The organism is Vibrio sp. 1069 (assembly GCF_033340555.1).
The window spans coordinates 1-14850 of record NZ_JAWOWP010000005.1; the positions used below are offsets into that span (position 1 = coordinate 1).

Here is a 14850-nt window from a genome sequence, read left to right on the forward strand (position 1 = left end):
AAGCACCGGTCTTGAAAACCGGCATACGTTAATAGCGTATCTAGGGTTCAAATCCCTATCTCTCCGCCACTTTTAAAAAAAACCGCTGTTCTTACAGCGGTTTTTTTGTATCTGCTGTTTTTTAACCGCTGTTATCGAAACTTCTAATTGATTTTTCTCTAGCTCTTTCTCCAAGTTTTTGCGTACCTACTTTGGGTTTAGTTTACGCAGTAATACCTTCAATCGAAGACATTTCCATACGTCTCATTTGGGCTTCAAATAGAGCTTTCTTAAGTCTCAACGTGGGATGCTTAAACGCATTTTGATAGAGTTCCAGTCTAAATACTGCGGATGCACTTGGAGAAAAAATGAAGCTACTTTACTGGTTAGATGAATGGCAAGCTCTTACTCAACAAGAACAAGAGATGGCTTTACCTATCTCTGGCTACGATTTACTTGATGATGTGTTTGTGAAGTATGAACTCGTCGATCTTAACAAGCCATTGTTGTTTACATTTTCTCCTTCCGGTACTGATGTGCAGGTACAAGATTTAACTCCGGATTTTTCTCCTTGGGGCTACGAGCTCGGAATACAACAACAAGTAAACATTATTGCCTTTCAACATTTAGGACAAAGTAATTGGTTCCGTAGTCGGAATTTGATTTTCTTTCTGGAGCAGCTATCTGAGTTGCTTCATCCCTTCAAATGTCGTTTGGGTTATGGGCAAAGTCGAGGTGGCTTTGCAATTGGCGCGTTCGCTAACTTGCTGAAACTAGAACATCTTTTGTTGTTTTATCCTGTTAGCACTAAAAATAAAGCGTTAGTGCCTTGGGATGATCGGCCGAGTACTGAGCTTGCTCAGCAGTTTGCTTGGGAAAGCGGCTACCATGATCGAGATTTGGGCAATGCCAAAGGTTATATTATTTATGACCCATCCAATCGCATTGATCGTCTTCATGCTAAACGTTATCCAGAGCTTACCCATTTAAAAGTCGTCGGTATGGGACACGGCACTCAATCCACACAATTAGATAAATTAGAATTTTTTAATCTGGTGGCGCAGGAGTTTGTTCGCCATCAAACCTTAGATATTGACCAATTTAATAAGCAAATTCACGCTTTGTTTTAAAAGAGGACTGATATCAGAGTCCCCTGTAACCAGGGGGAGATGATCACACACTAAAACTAGATTTTTAACACAATTGCTAGGCGCAATTTAGATGGAGGATTAATGAAGTTACTGTACTGGTTGGATGAATGGCTGGCTCTTTCTCGTGAAGAACAGCAAACCAGGCTACCGATGTCCGGGGAGGACTTACTTGATGATGTATTTGTTAAGTATGAGTTTGTCGACCGCAATAAACCGTTGTTGTTCACCTTTTCCCCTGCTGGTACGAATCTACAAGTACAGGACTTACACTCAGACTTTGCGCCTTGGGGCTATCGCTTAGCCCAGAAACAAAAAGTAAATATTATTTCATTTCAGCATCTTGGGAAAAGTAACTGGTTTCGTAGCCGTAATTTAATTTTCTTTCTAGAGCAACTGTCGACTTTACTTGAGCCCTTTGAATGTCGTTTAGGCTATGGACTTAGCCGCGGTGGTTTTGCTATTGGTGCCTTTTCCAATCTATTAAAGTTGGATCAAGTATTGATGTTTCACCCGGTCAGCACAAAAAACAAAGTTTTGGTGCCATGGGATGATAGGCCAAGTACTGAATTAGCCCAACAATTTGATTGGGAAGGAAAGTATCACGACCTTGACCTTGGCGATGCAAAAGGCTACATCATTTATGATCCAACTAATGAAATCGACCGCCTTCACGCCAAACGCTACCCAGAGCTCACTCACTTAAGAGTCTTCGGGATGGGACATGGTACCCACGCGACGTATTTGAATAAATTCGGTTTTTATAAGCAAGTGGCCGTAGACTTTATACGTTATCAGAAGATAGATATAGCGCAGTTTCGTCATCAGACCAAAACGCTGCGCTTAAAAGAAGATTACTATCAGTGCCTTAACAAGGCGAATGCGAGCTCACAGCATCGTTTAAACTTACTGAGTACCGCTCATAATGTACTAATTGAAGAAAAGAAAGAACATGTGAAGGAGCATCAAGCACAAATCGATATTCAGCCACTTGTTGATATTGCACTTAAGCATGAGTATGACAACCCGCAAGATGCAGTACAACTTTTGGAAGTCGCTCAGCAGTTGGTTCCGAATGATCCCGTTGTGGAGCACAAGTTGCAGCAACTGTCGTAACGTTGAGATATAATGCGGACGATATTGGTCGAAATAGGTCAGTGGCTTTTGTCGCTGGCCTTTTTAATAGCTTATGGATTGATATTTCGATGAAATCTAATGAAGCAGTACAAAATAAAAAGCCCAAGCAAATGCTTGGGCTCCATAAATGTTAATGCGAGTTTTAAAACTCTTTTGGCGCAAAGCCTGTCATCACATCAAGGCGAAGTTCTTTACCAACTTTTGTTAATGGGTGAACGATTACTAAGCCGCGTACGCGTTTTTTCAGTTTGCCGATGTCCGCTTGTTCTGCTTTGGTGATTTCACGAGAGAAAGGCATATCAAGTAAGCTTTTACGTTCTTTGTTCAGCTCATAGTTTTGCTTGTGCTTTAACTGGTTAAGCTTTTTGGTAAGCTGTTCTACTTCATCCGTGAACTTTGTAATCATTTCGTGATCACCACGAGAACGTGCCGCATCAAGTTTACGTTGGCATGTATCTAAACGGTTGTGCAGCTTTTGAATATCAGTTTTTATGCTCATGGTAATTTGGCTCAAATTTTAAATAGTCGAGGAGTATAGCATAGCTGAGATCACACGCTCTACTATACTTCTCGATTGTCTGGCTTTAGTTAATCAGTTCATTGCCCGATACGTTACCAGAGAAAAAGGCTTCGACGTTATCAAGCGTCACAGAGGCAATGTTATTAAGTGCTTCGTGAGTCAAGAATGCTTGGTGGCCAGTAAACAGCACGTTATGACAAGCCGATAAACGGCGGAAAACATCATCGACAATGACATCGTTAGATTTATCTTGGAAGAATAAGTCTTTTTCATTGTCATACACGTCTAGGCCAAGCGCACCAATCTTACCTTGTTTCAACGCTTCTATCGCCGCTAGTGAATCTAGCAACTCGCCTCGACTGGTGTTAATGATCATTACACCATCTTTCATTTGCGCGAAGGCTTTTTCGTTCAATAAGTGATAGTTTTCTTCACTCATTGGACAATGGAGAGAGATAATATCCGCATTAGCGTAGATTTCTTCAAGCGAACAGTAACGGGCTCCCATTTCTAGCGCTAATGGGTTTTCGTAGGGGTCGTAGCAAAGCAGTTCCATGCCAAGCCCTTTGAAGATACGCATCGTCGCGATACCAATCTTACCCGTACCAATAACACCAACGGTTTTTCCGAAAAAGTTAAAGCCAACAAGACCCTCTAGCGAGAAGTTGGCGTCACGTGTGCGTTGGTAGGCCTTGTGAAGACGGCGGTTTAGGCACATCATTAAACCAACCGTGTGCTCTGCCACTGCTTCTGGTGAGTAAGCAGGAACTCGAACCACTTGTAAGCCTAGTTCTTTGGCTGCTTGTTGATCAACTTTATCATATCCCGCGCAGCGCATAGCAATAAGCTTGGTCCCGCCCAGAGAAAGCTGTTTAAGGACAGGAGCTGAAAGATCATCATTAACAAACGCACATACGACATCACTGCCGTGCGCCATCTTGGCTGTTTTTTCGGTTAGTCGGAAGTCGTGATAGTGAAATTCAAAATCGCGGTTATTTTTAATTTTATTAAAAGAGGCTTCGTCGTAGGATTTTGCACTAAAAAAAGCAATGTTAATCATGGTTCCCTCTCAAAAAGTGCGGACTTTATAAATAAATATGCTTATAAAGTAATGCAACTTAGCCGCAATGAATAGAGAAATCTTCTCTTTGACTTTTGTTGTATCAAATAACGATAAGAAGTACGCCTTTCAGCGAGTCTATCTTATGGTTCCGCATTAGATACTGTTTGCTTTACGAGCATTAACTGACTAGCATTATCGCTCTTTTCTTGTTCACTTTATTAGCTTAGGCGTTACGACAATGTCAGTAAAATGGTGCTCTATGTTCTTGTGTTGTGTGTTTGCTTCTGGCACTCACGCAGCTGTTGACTTCGTTAAAGTCGACAAGTCTAAGCGTCGAATGTATTTGATGGAACAAGGAGCAGTGCTAAAAGAATACCGAATTGCTTTAGGAGCGAACCCTCAAGGACATAAACAAGAAGAGGGAGACAATCGCACACCAGAGGGCGAATACACTCTAGATTATGTTATAGAGGACTCTGCTTTTTATCGTTCTGTGCATATCAGTTACCCTGATGCGATTGATACGTTGGAAGCGAAGCGCCGAGGTGTGTCCCCTGGAGGGAACATCAAAATTCATGGCTTAAAAAACGGTGAGAGTCAGTTGCCGATTTACATCCAAAGTTTTGATTGGACTAATGGGTGTATTGCGATTACCAACGAGGAGATGGACGAATTTATCCAGCTTGTCGAGATGGGGACACCAATTCAGATTGAGTGGTAACAAAAGGTCCCCTTTAATGTTCTGGCTCTTATAGGCTATGGCATAAAGCGCTGTGGATGATCACTAAAAATACCGTCTAACTGAGGCAGGTATTTCAGTTTATTTGGATTGTTCACCGTATAGCACATCACTTTGTAACCGGCTTGTTGGAGTTTGTTTATCTGGCGAGTACGAACCCAGTTAATATTTAGGTTGCAGCTATAGGCACTAACTTCTTCCAAAAGGCGTTTATCTTTTCTCGTAAAGAATTCACTTAACACACCCAATCGGTAGCCACTGCAGTATTTGTGCATCGCTCTAATGACGTCATGACTAAAGCTCGATAGGAGTACATTCTCTTGCGGCATTGGACTTTTTGTTAACGCATTGGCGAGAGTCTGCGCCACTTCTTCCGCTGGATGGTTGTCTACTTTAACTTCGATATTCAAGTTAAGCTTATTCTCAGTAGCTAAAGTGAGCAGTTCATCTAGTGTCACGATCTTCTCGCCTGAAAAGTCTGTGCTAAACCAACTACCGAAATCTAATGCTTTTAAGTCTTCCAGGGTGAGCTCATCAACACGCCCTTGTCCATTGCTGCATCGATTGACGGTATGATCATGGCAAACCACTAAAACATTATCTTTGGTAGGCTGTATATCCACTTCCACCCACTTCAACCCCAGGTCAATGGCTGCCTGAATGCTTATTTTTGTATTCTCAGGGTATGAACCTGCCACGCCACGGTGACCAATTAATAACGTTTCCATTCGCTTTATCTTTTGCTTTGCGGTTGCCTGATTGTACTCGTTTTTTCTATGAAGATATATCTAGGTGCATATTGTTAGGAACCTTTAGTACAAGTGAACATTAAACTCTAATAGTACGTTGCTGCTTCTTGGACTGAGTCCTGTGGACTTAAAGCCTTAGAGTGTGTAGTTGTTTAATTGGTAAATGAGTAATAAAATGCGAACCATTTTTATTTGAATGGTGAGTGGTAATGTCACGAGTTTTGATAGTCGATGATGACGTTCCTTTGTGTGAGCTGTTAGAAGCGGTTTTGCAAGAGGAGGGCTACATCGTATCTTCTGTGCATTGCGGTGAAAGTGCGCTGCAATATATGGAAAAAACGCCTGTAGATCTTGTATTGCTTGATGTCATGTTACCAAACCTTAACGGCATGCAAGTTGCTCGTAGGATCTGTCAGCGCTTCGCGACACCTATTCTAATGCTTACCGCTCTCAACGATGAAAACTCGATGCTTGATGGTTACCAAGCGGGGGCCGATCAGTATATCGGAAAGCCCTTTAATGTCGCTGAGCTTCTAATGCGCATCAAAGCGATTCTTCGTCGTGTTGGCTTGGAACGTCAACGTCAGACGATGTGTAGTACCGTTCAAACGATCAGCGACCAGCTTAATAGCTTACCCCTCACAAGTACGGAAGCTGAACTATTGAGCTACTTGGTAAAAAACCAAGGAGTCGTGATTTCAAAAGCAGAGCTTCAAACTGAAGTGTTAAAGAAAGAGCTGAGTCCTTTTGATCGCAACCTTGATATGCACATCAGTAACATACGTCGCAAGTTAGTTGAAGCGGGGCTTTCCAAGCAACATATCAAAACCTTCCGTGGCAAAGGTTACAGTTATTTAGAGGCTGTAAACCGTTAATGAAGCTCCGATGTCCACCTTTTATTGCAAAACGTAAAGATAGCTTAGCGTTCAAGTTATTTAGTTGCATGACCGCAATTGTCATTAGTATTTTGGTCGTGCAATCCTTAGCGGAACAAGCTCTGGTGAAAGCCATGTTGAAAGTGCCCGATAGTGTGCGAGAAGAAATGCTAGACCTTGCACATCAAGCCAATGTATTGATTGAGCACGGAGACATGGACGAACTTGCTGACTGGGCAAATGCGCAAAACTTTTATTTATTTGTGTTGAATGAACATCAGCAACCAGTTACGCACCGTCTGATGCATCCGCACTTCGAGTTCAAACTTCAATTTAAGAGAAGCATTGATGATCAACTTGAGGGGAAAGTGAATCGCCCCATCATCAATATTCCTTTAGTTCATGGCAATACTTTAGTGATTCAATTGCCACATCGACTGCACCCTGCAAATGACTTCATTCTGTATTTCTCTATTCTCAAAGTCGTGATTGCAGTGGTTATTTTGGCGCTCTTTTCGCTGCTAATGGCACGTAACTTACAGCAACCATTGGATCGATTGAGAGAAGCAAGCAAAAAGCTATCTAATGGCGATTTTAATGTCAGTGTCGTGAAAGAGCTGAAGTCGAGCACGCGTGAGTTTAACGAGTTAGCGCAAGATTTCGATCACATGACGCAACAGATTCATTCTCTCGCTGAAAAGCAGCGACTGCTTATAAGAGATGTCTCTCACGAATTGAGAACGCCGTTAGCGAGGCAGAACTTGGTTCTGCATCTTTTGCGAAAGCGTGTTGGAGAAAGTGAGCAAAGCCTAGTGGCAAGGCTAGAAGATGAAGCAAAAGAGCTAAACCATTTGATCAGCGATATATTGGAGTTCAGTCGCTTGGAAAATGCGCGCTTCGACAAAGCCACGAAACGCTGTGATTTAGAAGTTTTGCTCTCCCCGCAAGTAGAACGTTGCAAAATAGATTTGAAGTCAGAACAGACGTTGTCTTTCCGCTCAGAAGCTGTATGTGCTAAAGCCATTTGTGAAGAAACGCTGGTCATTCGTTGTTTGAACAATCTTATTGGTAATGCCATTAAATATTCAGGACCAGCATCTCAGATAGAAGTTTCTCTGGAAAATTATGTCAAAGAAGGGCAGCAGTTCACCACCATGTCAGTATCTGATGATGGGCCTGGTATTCCAGAGAACAAGCTGGTCGATATTTTTGATCCGTTTACACGCTTAGATGCTTCTAGAGATAAAAAGCTTGGTGGCTACGGTTTAGGTCTTGCGATTGTCAAAGAATCCATGCGTATTATGGGTGGAGCAGTCACGGCGAAAAACCGTGAGCAAGGCGGTTTGAGGGTTACTTTAGTGTTCAAGCAATAAGTATGATTAAGTCGTAATTTTTGTGATTAATGTCACATTATCATGGCGCATCATCAGAGAGTACTTTACAAAAGTTTGCAAATGCAAAGAATGTAAATTTAATGCAAATGGTAATACTTATCACTTATATTCACCCGCGAAATAATTAAGAGGGAATCGCATTCAACAAGTATGTGACCCGAAAAATAATAATCGGAGTGAAAGGATATGTTTACTAAGAGCCATTTGGCGTTAGTGATCGGTGCAGTGTTAGCAACACCTGCAGTGGCGGAAGTTCAAACAGACGAACATGTAGTTGTAGAAGGTCGAGAGTTCGGCTACAAGGCAGATACAAACAGTACAGCAATGCGCATGGAAATGACGCAGCTGGAAACGCCGGGACAAGTAGCGGTTATCGATGAAACGGTAATTGATGAGCAGCGTGCAAGTACACTTGGTGAAGTGCTACGTAACGATGCAAGTGTTAGCGCGGGTGGTACAAGCCGTAACCGCGAACGTTTCTCTCTACGTGGTTTTGAACTTAGCAGTTCAGACGGTTTTCTTCGTGATGGTCGTCAACACTGGTCACACTACCGTCAGCCAATTGAGCTTTTAGAGCGTGTTGAAGTGCTTAAAGGTCCATCAGGTCTGCTATACGGTAAATCTGAGCCGGGTGGTTTGGTAAACATGGTTTCGAAAAAACCAACAACTCAAACACAAGCAAGTTTGAGTCAAGATCTAGGTTCGAATGATCACTCACGCACTGTGCTTGATGTGAGTGGCGCGCTAAATGATGCAGAGACACTGCGAGCGCGCGCAATTTTTGCCAAAGAAAGCTACGGCTCTTGGCGCAGGTACGGTGATGGCACCGAGCCAGAAACGGATCGTACGGTTGCGGGCCTAGTGGTTGAGTACGATATCACAGACAACTTTATGGTATCGGCTCATTACGATCGCACGAAAGACGATGGTAGCGTGGACTCTGGCGCATACATTGTTGATGGCAAAGCGGTTCGCGGTGATAAGTACATTTGGGATGCGCAGTGGTCTGAAATTGATAACGAAGTAGAAAACTACGGTGTCGATATTAATGCGCAAGTCACGGATAACGTGAACGTAAAAGCAGGTTACAACCGCCAAGACTTTAAGCGTTTTGATGTAGAGTCTTACCCTAAGTTTGATCAGTATGAAGAGTTAAATACGATTAAGCATCGAGGCAACGATCGCTCCGATAATTGGGTATTTGATACTGCATATATAGATGTGACGACGGACTTTACTTTGTTCGGTACGGAAAACACGTTGTTAGTGGGCGCTAACTACTTAGATTACAGTTATGATCGCTTTATGGCATTTCATAATGAGGCGAGTATTGCGCCAGGAGAAACGGTGCCTAAGCCTAGCTATCGTAGTTCGAAGAAATCACCAACTGCTGAGTACGATACTTGGGGTATCTACGCGCAAAATATGATGACGATTAATGATTACTGGCAAGTGCTTGCAGGTGTTCGTTATGACGAAAAGCGTGATGATGAACTGACCGAAAACCAGGTTTCTCCAAAATTTGGTGTCATTTTCCACCCATCGACGAATGGCTCGGTTTACGTTCAGTATTCTGAAAGCTTCATGCCTCAAGGTGAAGTCAGCAACGGTAGTCGTACCTACATCAATGAAGGTGAGAAACTCGACGCTGAGCGTGGTATCTCTTATGAAATCGGTACGAAGTGGGAACTGTTTGATCAGCGTTTATTTGTATCTGGTGCTGTGTTTGATATCACGTTAGAGAACATCTCGCTGGATGTTGAAAGCGGCAAAGACGCGGGCGGCAATCTCCTACACAAGAAAACGCAAGGTGGTGAGCAAGTTCACAAAGGCGCTGAGTTAATGGCTCAAGGTTTTGTGACCCCAGAGTTGTCGCTAACCGCTTCTGCAATGTATTTGGATGCAGAGCTTAAGAAGGCAGAAAGATATGAAGGTAACCGCCCTGTAGACGTGCCAGAGTTCTCGGCAAGTCTATGGTCTAGCTACAAGGTTCAAGACAACACTAACTTAAACCTTGGTTTGATTTATGAAGGTGATCGCTACGGTGATGCAAAGAACACCTTCAAGAAAGATGGCTACGCTCGCGTTGATATGGGCGTGTCATACAAACATAAGTACGATGAAAACTTGGATATCATTGCTCGATTCAATGTCGAGAATTTATTCGATACCGACTACTTCGCAGGTGGTGGTAGCACGAATGGCGAGCAAAAAGGTGCGAGTGGGGTTGTGGTTGGAGAAAGCCGCAACTACATGGCAACAATCCAGTTCAAGTACTGATAACAATTTGATTATTAAAGGGGAAGGGTAGTCTTCCCCTTTGGTCGTTTTTGGAACACAGAAATATAACTCGTATGAATCTAATGAAATCAAGTATCGCTCTGTTGATATCATCGGTTTTGATTCCCGCTCACGCGGCGAACTTAAACGATGCACAAGCTGTGCAGAGTAAAACAAACCAGTCGTCGGCGGTAAGCCAAAAACGTATTGATGCAAGCGCAGAAAAATCACTTACTCTAGAAGCTGAAATTGAGCAGCTGCAAGAGGAAGTCGGTAACTTGAAGATTTATCGCGATCATCTTGCAAGCCTTGTTGAGAGCCAAAATCAAGAAGTTGATAGCTTGAACGAGCAAATTGAGCAGATTGCTCAAACTCGTCAAGGTGTCGTGCCTTTGATGTATCACATGCTTGAAGGCTTAAAAGCGCTCGTTGCTAACGACAAACCTATACGCAAAGCGCAACGTGAGGAACGAATTGCAAAGCTGGATTCCATGATGACGCGTGCAGACGTTGCGGATGCAGAGAAGTTTCGTCGTATTTTAGAAGCGTACCAAATTGAAATGGATTACGGCACCAAGCTTGGCGTTTACCAAGGCAAGATTAACCTGGGTGACAATGAAGCTGTGGAGGCGGACATTCTCTATTTAGGGCGTTTGTCTTTGGTAGCACGTAGCTTATCTGGTGAGACATTCTGGAGCTGGTCACAGCAACAACAAGCATGGCAACAAGTGGGTTCTGAGCAAAAATCAGAGCTAGATAAAGCGTTCGCTATGGCGAATAAACAGATCGCGCCGAGTATGTTAACTCTGCCAGTGTCGTTAACCGCTGCGGAGGGCAAATAAATGATGAAAAAATGGTTATCGGTTGCACTAATCTCGACAGCCGCATTAATGCCTCATACAACTGTTGCTAGTGATGCGTTGTTACAAAAGGCGCAGCAAGAAAATCGTCAACAGCAATCGCACAATGTCGCGCGTGAATCAGGTTTTAAGCAAACAGAGCAAGAGCTACAGGCTATAAAGAATAAATTGGTGGCAGAGCGGGCTGCTCTTCAAGCAGAAGCGGACTCATTAAGTGTTACCTTCGGTGAAAATGAAGCAGAACTGGCACAGCTAGAAGAAAAGTTGCGTCTAGAAACCGGGAGCCTAGGTGAGTTATTTGGCGTCGTTCGCCAGAACGCAAAAGAGCTAGAGTCTGAGCTAAAAAGCTCAGTAACCGGTGTAGATGCAAACTCATATCAGAAAGATATCGATGCTATTGTTGCGGCTAAATCACTGCCAACGTTGACCCAACTTCAGGCGATGTGGCGCAGCATGGAAGAGCAAATCAAAGCAAGCGGTGAAATGGCAAACGTCTCTTTCACACTGCTAAATGGCGAAGGTCGTGAACAAACGGTTAATGGTGTTCGTCTTGGTTCTATGGCGCTGCTGGATGAGACTGGCTACGTTAAGTGGAATGGTCAACGCGGAGACGCGGTAAACTATCTTCGTCAGCCTGAGAACGGTCCAACAGCGAATACTATTTCCTCTGGTGACATTGATGCACTTGTCATTGATCCGTCACGTGGCATTCTTCTTGAACAGCTTGCAAACTCACCGACTTTGGCTGATCGCCTAAATGCGGGTGGCGTTGTCGGCAAAATCATCCTTGGCTTATTGGCTATCGGCCTATTGATTGCGCTCGTACGTGGTGCATCACTGATGATTTCGCGTCAGAAAATCATGAAGCAACTGAAAACCCCAGCGCAGCCAGGAAACAACCCTTTGGGTCGCGTGCTTGCGGTATACCAGAAAGACAAGCATCGCAGCGTAGAAGCGTTAGAACTACGTCTTTTGGAAGCCGTTGTTGATGAGCAAACCCACCTAGAAAAAGGGTTGTCGATGCTTAAGCTTCTTGCTGCTCTAGCTCCTATGCTTGGCCTACTAGGCACGGTAACGGGTATGATCGAAACCTTCCAAGTCATCACTCAATTTGGTAATGGTGATCCGAAAGTAATGGCGGGTGGCATTTCGATGGCACTTGTGACTACCGTACTTGGCCTTGTTTCAGCCATGCCTTTGCTATTAGCGCACAACGTATTGAGCTCTCAAGCAGAAAATATTCGCAGTATCTTAGAAAAACAAGGCATCGGTTTAGTTGCAGAACAAGCTGAGCGTGATATGCCGAGTAACAAAAGCCATTCTAACACCTTAGCGGAGAACGCAGCGTAATGGAGCAGATCCTACTCAGCACATTGGGTTTGATCAGTGAGGATTGGGCCACAACCTTGATGAGCTTTATGCAGCAAGGTGGTCAAATCCTATGGTGGTTGGCCGCCGTCGTGGCGGTGTGCTGGCTGTTGGTTATGGAGCGAGTTATTTATCTCACAACGGTTTTCCCTGGGGTAAAAAAACAGCTTTGTGAGCAGTGGCAAGCAAGATCAGAGCACCACTCTTGGTACGCGCATCAAATCCGTGAAGGATGGATTGCAAAAGCGCAAATCGAACTGCGCCAAAACCTATCGACTATTAAGCTACTTGTGGCGGTTTGCCCAATGCTAGGGTTGTTAGGGACGGTGACAGGCATGATTACGGTGTTTGACGTAATGGCATCGCAAGGCAGCAGCAATCCGAAATTGATGGCTTCTGGTATCTCACTTGCTACGCTGCCAACCATGGCAGGTATGGTAGCAGCGCTTGCGGGCATGTTTATTCATGCTCGCCTTAGCAAAGTGTGTGAACGAAAAGCTATCCAGTTAGAACAATCTTTAAGGAGTCAAAAGTGAGACTCGGACGCAGACCTAACCAACAAGATGAAGCTCAAGTCGATTTAACCTCGATGCTTGATATCGTCTTCATCATGTTGATCTTCTTCATTGTGACCAGTTCGTTTGTACGTGAATCCGGTGTAGAAGTGAATCGCCCTCAGGCTTCTAATGTAGTAAGCCAAAAAGACGCGGGTATTTTTATTGCAGTAACGGCAGCGAATGATGTGTACATCGACAAACGAGTGGTTGATATTGAGCGTGTTGAGGCCTCTATTGAGCACCTGTTACTTGATCAGCCTGATGCCTCGTTAGTTATCCAAGCTGACGAGCATGCTTACAATGGCACTGTCGTGAAAGTGATGGACGCTGCAAAGGCGGCGGGTGTGAAGAACATTGCATTGGCGGCGGAGAAACCTTAATGGGCAGGCTGTTACTTGCACTACCAGCATCACTGTTAATTTCTGTGAGCTTGTTTAGCTTTATGGCGTGGATGGTTGATAAAGGCAACCAGCGTGCACCAGAAGCTTCAGAAGCCGTTCGTTTTGATATGGTGATGGTAGAGAATGAAGCAGACGTGCAGCGTCGTCAACGTTCAGTACCGGAGCAACCAGAACCACCTCAAGCGCCGGAGCCAATGGATCTGTCTCAAGCTGACACTCAAATGGAACCAATGAGTCAGATGACGCCAGTCAGTGCTTTAGGTTTAAACACAGCCCTTGAAGGCATCGCGATTAGCGCCCCAAACTTGAAGGGAACAATGGGCAACCAGCAAGCACTGCCGTTGTATCGTGTTGATCCTCGCTATCCAAGTAAGGCGCTGAAACGTAGAGTGGAAGGTTATGTCATTATGCGTTTCACGATCGATGCAACTGGACGACCAAAAGATATTGAAGTGATCGAGGCTGAGCCCGAGCGCATGTTTGAAAGGGAAGCAATCCGTGCGCTTAAAAAATGGAAGTATCAGCCAAAAGTTGAGGATGGTGTGTCAATTGAGCAGTTCGGACAAACCGCTAAAGTGGAGTTCAAGTTAGCCAAATGATGAAAAAATTCTTAATCGGTACGGTATTAAGCCTGAGTGCACTCTCAACCATTGCCAGTGAGTTAAGCCAATACACCGCAGCGAGAGTTCAACGAGCACACAACTTGGCTCAAGAGGAGAAACTAAAAGAAGCGATTTCATCTCTTGAAGCTATGGAGCTTTCTCGTGGATATGACCAAGCTTATGTCGCTCGAATGTTGGGTATTTTTTACTGGCAGAACGAGCAAACTCAAGCGGCGATTAAGCAACTTGAGTTGGCAGTCAATAGTGGTTTGCTACAAGATGAGCAAGCATGGCAAACCCGAAAAATGTTGGCTGATATACTGCTGAACGAGCAACGTTTTTCTAAGGCTTTACCTCATTACTATGCCTTGAGCAAAAACATTCCTAAAGGTCAAAAAGCGCATGAACTATGGCTGCGTATTTCCCAATCTCATTATCAACTGAGTCAGTGGCAAAAAGTGCTTTCAGCAATGGCTCGTTATGAGAAGTTTGGTCAGCCAGACAAGCTTGGCGCGTTGTCGATAAAGCTTTCTGCTGAGCTAGAACTGAAAAAGTGGAAGCCGGCAATCTCGACCATCAAACGCTTAATCGTGATTGAACCTGAACGAATTGAATGGTGGCGTCAGCTTGTTGCTCTATACCTACGGGTTGATGACAACAAACGTGCCCTAGACTCTTTGGCGTTGGCAAAACTGAAAGGGTTACAACTTAGCCAAGATGACTTAAAGCTGCTGGCACAATTGTACGCGAAACGAGGTATTCCTGAGAGAGCTGCGTTGGTGATGAACGAGCTAGAGGATGTAAACTCGAATAGTAAGCTAAAAGCCCAGCAAGCAACGTATTGGCAAATGGCAAAAGAGTGGGAAGAGTCTATTGATAGCTGGCGTATTGCAGCTCAGCTAGATAGGCAGTATTACTGGAACTATTCTCAACTGTTGGTGCAAGAAGGCCATTATAAAGATGCCATTGCCGCGCTCGATAAGGTCAGAGGTCGTAAAGCGGATGTTGCACTTATCAAAACTCGCGCTTACTACAAACTTAAGCGGTTTGACGATGCGCTCGCTAATGCCAAAAGAGCGAATGAGATTAAGCCATCGAATCAGGCAAAAAGTTGGGTTAAGTATCTATCTCAGCTACGCAAAGTAGAATCGACGCAGGACTCATAGCGAACATTTTTA

Annotated in this window: 15 protein-coding genes; 12 read left to right on the forward strand and 3 right to left on the reverse strand. The window is 44.1% G+C overall.

The window, feature by feature from the left end:
• Positions 1-347 precede the first annotated feature (347 nt).
• Both R7040_RS09925 and R7040_RS09930 read left to right on the forward strand, forming a co-directional pair.
• Positions 348-1109 carry a hypothetical protein gene (locus R7040_RS09925; protein WP_064354473.1) on the forward strand — a complete coding sequence of 254 codons (762 nt, stop codon included), beginning with the start codon at positions 348-350 and terminating at the stop codon, positions 1107-1109.
• A gap of 102 nt (positions 1110-1211) precedes the next feature.
• Positions 1212-2243: a hypothetical protein gene (locus R7040_RS09930; protein ID WP_005374275.1), complete on the forward strand. Its 1032-nt coding sequence runs from the start codon at positions 1212-1214 to the stop codon at positions 2241-2243.
• 163 nt (positions 2244-2406) lie between these two features.
• Here R7040_RS09930 and R7040_RS09935 read toward each other — a convergent pair whose 3' ends face one another.
• Together R7040_RS09935 and R7040_RS09940 are read right to left on the reverse strand one after the other, a co-directional pair.
• A complete protein-coding gene (locus R7040_RS09935) occupies positions 2407-2763 on the reverse strand; it encodes a YibL family ribosome-associated protein (protein ID WP_005374274.1) in 357 nt (118 codons plus the stop codon).
• Between the two features lie 85 nt (positions 2764-2848).
• On the reverse strand, positions 2849-3844 hold the full coding sequence (locus tag R7040_RS09940) for a 2-hydroxyacid dehydrogenase (protein ID WP_054579202.1): 996 nt from the start codon (positions 3842-3844) through the stop codon (positions 2849-2851).
• A gap of 241 nt (positions 3845-4085) precedes the next feature.
• On the opposite strand from R7040_RS09940, the gene R7040_RS09945 reads away from it, so the two are divergent.
• Positions 4086-4568 (forward strand): murein L,D-transpeptidase family protein, encoded by a 483-nt coding sequence (locus R7040_RS09945; protein WP_213961616.1) that lies wholly within the window; start codon positions 4086-4088, stop codon positions 4566-4568.
• A 35-nt stretch (positions 4569-4603) separates the two neighbouring features.
• Here R7040_RS09945 and R7040_RS09950 read toward each other — a convergent pair whose 3' ends face one another.
• Positions 4604-5314, reverse strand: coding sequence for a glycerophosphodiester phosphodiesterase family protein (locus R7040_RS09950; protein WP_017819703.1), 711 nt, complete (start codon positions 5312-5314; stop codon positions 4604-4606).
• Between the two features lie 230 nt (positions 5315-5544).
• On the opposite strand from R7040_RS09950, the gene R7040_RS09955 reads away from it, so the two are divergent.
• The 9 genes from R7040_RS09955 (at position 5545) to R7040_RS09995 (ending at position 14838) form a co-directional block, all read left to right on the forward strand.
• Positions 5545-6210: a response regulator transcription factor gene (locus tag R7040_RS09955; protein ID WP_005386018.1), complete on the forward strand. Its 666-nt coding sequence runs from the start codon at positions 5545-5547 to the stop codon at positions 6208-6210.
• A complete protein-coding gene (locus R7040_RS09960) occupies positions 6210-7583 on the forward strand; it encodes a sensor histidine kinase (RefSeq protein ID WP_017819704.1) in 1374 nt (457 codons plus the stop codon). Before R7040_RS09955 ends, R7040_RS09960 begins: the two co-directional genes overlap by 1 nt.
• Positions 7584-7790: 207 nt before the next feature.
• Positions 7791-9884 carry a TonB-dependent siderophore receptor gene (locus tag R7040_RS09965; RefSeq protein WP_136976328.1) on the forward strand — a complete coding sequence of 698 codons (2094 nt, stop codon included), beginning with the start codon at positions 7791-7793 and terminating at the stop codon, positions 9882-9884.
• A 74-nt stretch (positions 9885-9958) separates the two neighbouring features.
• The gene (locus R7040_RS09970; protein ID WP_054574483.1) at positions 9959-10726 is read left to right on the forward strand and encodes a DUF3450 domain-containing protein; all 768 of its coding nucleotides are present in this window, start codon (positions 9959-9961) and stop codon (positions 10724-10726) included.
• Positions 10727-12094 carry a MotA/TolQ/ExbB proton channel family protein gene (locus R7040_RS09975; protein ID WP_170896872.1) on the forward strand — a complete coding sequence of 456 codons (1368 nt, stop codon included), beginning with the start codon at positions 10727-10729 and terminating at the stop codon, positions 12092-12094.
• Positions 12094-12648 (forward strand): MotA/TolQ/ExbB proton channel family protein, encoded by a 555-nt coding sequence (locus tag R7040_RS09980; protein WP_017635540.1) that lies wholly within the window; start codon positions 12094-12096, stop codon positions 12646-12648. Before R7040_RS09975 ends, R7040_RS09980 begins: the two co-directional genes overlap by 1 nt.
• Positions 12645-13049: an ExbD/TolR family protein gene (locus tag R7040_RS09985; RefSeq protein WP_005374257.1), complete on the forward strand. Its 405-nt coding sequence runs from the start codon at positions 12645-12647 to the stop codon at positions 13047-13049. Before R7040_RS09980 ends, R7040_RS09985 begins: the two co-directional genes overlap by 4 nt.
• A complete protein-coding gene (locus tag R7040_RS09990; RefSeq protein ID WP_005374256.1) occupies positions 13049-13669 on the forward strand; it encodes an energy transducer TonB in 621 nt (206 codons plus the stop codon). Before R7040_RS09985 ends, R7040_RS09990 begins: the two co-directional genes overlap by 1 nt.
• The gene (locus R7040_RS09995; RefSeq protein WP_033906228.1) at positions 13666-14838 is read left to right on the forward strand and encodes a tetratricopeptide repeat protein; all 1173 of its coding nucleotides are present in this window, start codon (positions 13666-13668) and stop codon (positions 14836-14838) included. The genes R7040_RS09990 and R7040_RS09995 overlap by 4 nt, the downstream gene beginning before the upstream one ends.
• Positions 14839-14850: the final 12 nt, after the last annotated feature.

Coding starts and splice junctions, on each gene's coding strand:
- R7040_RS09965 (WP_136976328.1), top strand. CDS start 7,791: ATGTTTACTAAGAGCCATTTGGCGTTAGTGATCGGTGCAGTGTTAGCA.
- R7040_RS09950 (WP_017819703.1), bottom strand. CDS start 5,314: ATGGAAACGTTATTAATTGGTCACCGTGGCGTGGCAGGTTCATACCCT.
- R7040_RS09940 (WP_054579202.1), bottom strand. CDS start 3,844: ATGATTAACATTGCTTTTTTTAGTGCAAAATCCTACGACGAAGCCTCT.
- R7040_RS09975 (WP_170896872.1), top strand. CDS start 10,727: ATGATGAAAAAATGGTTATCGGTTGCACTAATCTCGACAGCCGCATTA.
- R7040_RS09990 (WP_005374256.1), top strand. CDS start 13,049: ATGGGCAGGCTGTTACTTGCACTACCAGCATCACTGTTAATTTCTGTG.
- R7040_RS09970 (WP_054574483.1), top strand. CDS start 9,959: ATGAATCTAATGAAATCAAGTATCGCTCTGTTGATATCATCGGTTTTG.
- R7040_RS09955 (WP_005386018.1), top strand. CDS start 5,545: ATGTCACGAGTTTTGATAGTCGATGATGACGTTCCTTTGTGTGAGCTG.
- R7040_RS09980 (WP_017635540.1), top strand. CDS start 12,094: ATGGAGCAGATCCTACTCAGCACATTGGGTTTGATCAGTGAGGATTGG.
- R7040_RS09930 (WP_005374275.1), top strand. CDS start 1,212: ATGAAGTTACTGTACTGGTTGGATGAATGGCTGGCTCTTTCTCGTGAA.
- R7040_RS09995 (WP_033906228.1), top strand. CDS start 13,666: ATGATGAAAAAATTCTTAATCGGTACGGTATTAAGCCTGAGTGCACTC.
- R7040_RS09960 (WP_017819704.1), top strand. CDS start 6,210: ATGAAGCTCCGATGTCCACCTTTTATTGCAAAACGTAAAGATAGCTTA.
- R7040_RS09945 (WP_213961616.1), top strand. CDS start 4,086: ATGTCAGTAAAATGGTGCTCTATGTTCTTGTGTTGTGTGTTTGCTTCT.
- R7040_RS09925 (WP_064354473.1), top strand. CDS start 348: ATGAAGCTACTTTACTGGTTAGATGAATGGCAAGCTCTTACTCAACAA.
- R7040_RS09935 (WP_005374274.1), bottom strand. CDS start 2,763: ATGAGCATAAAAACTGATATTCAAAAGCTGCACAACCGTTTAGATACA.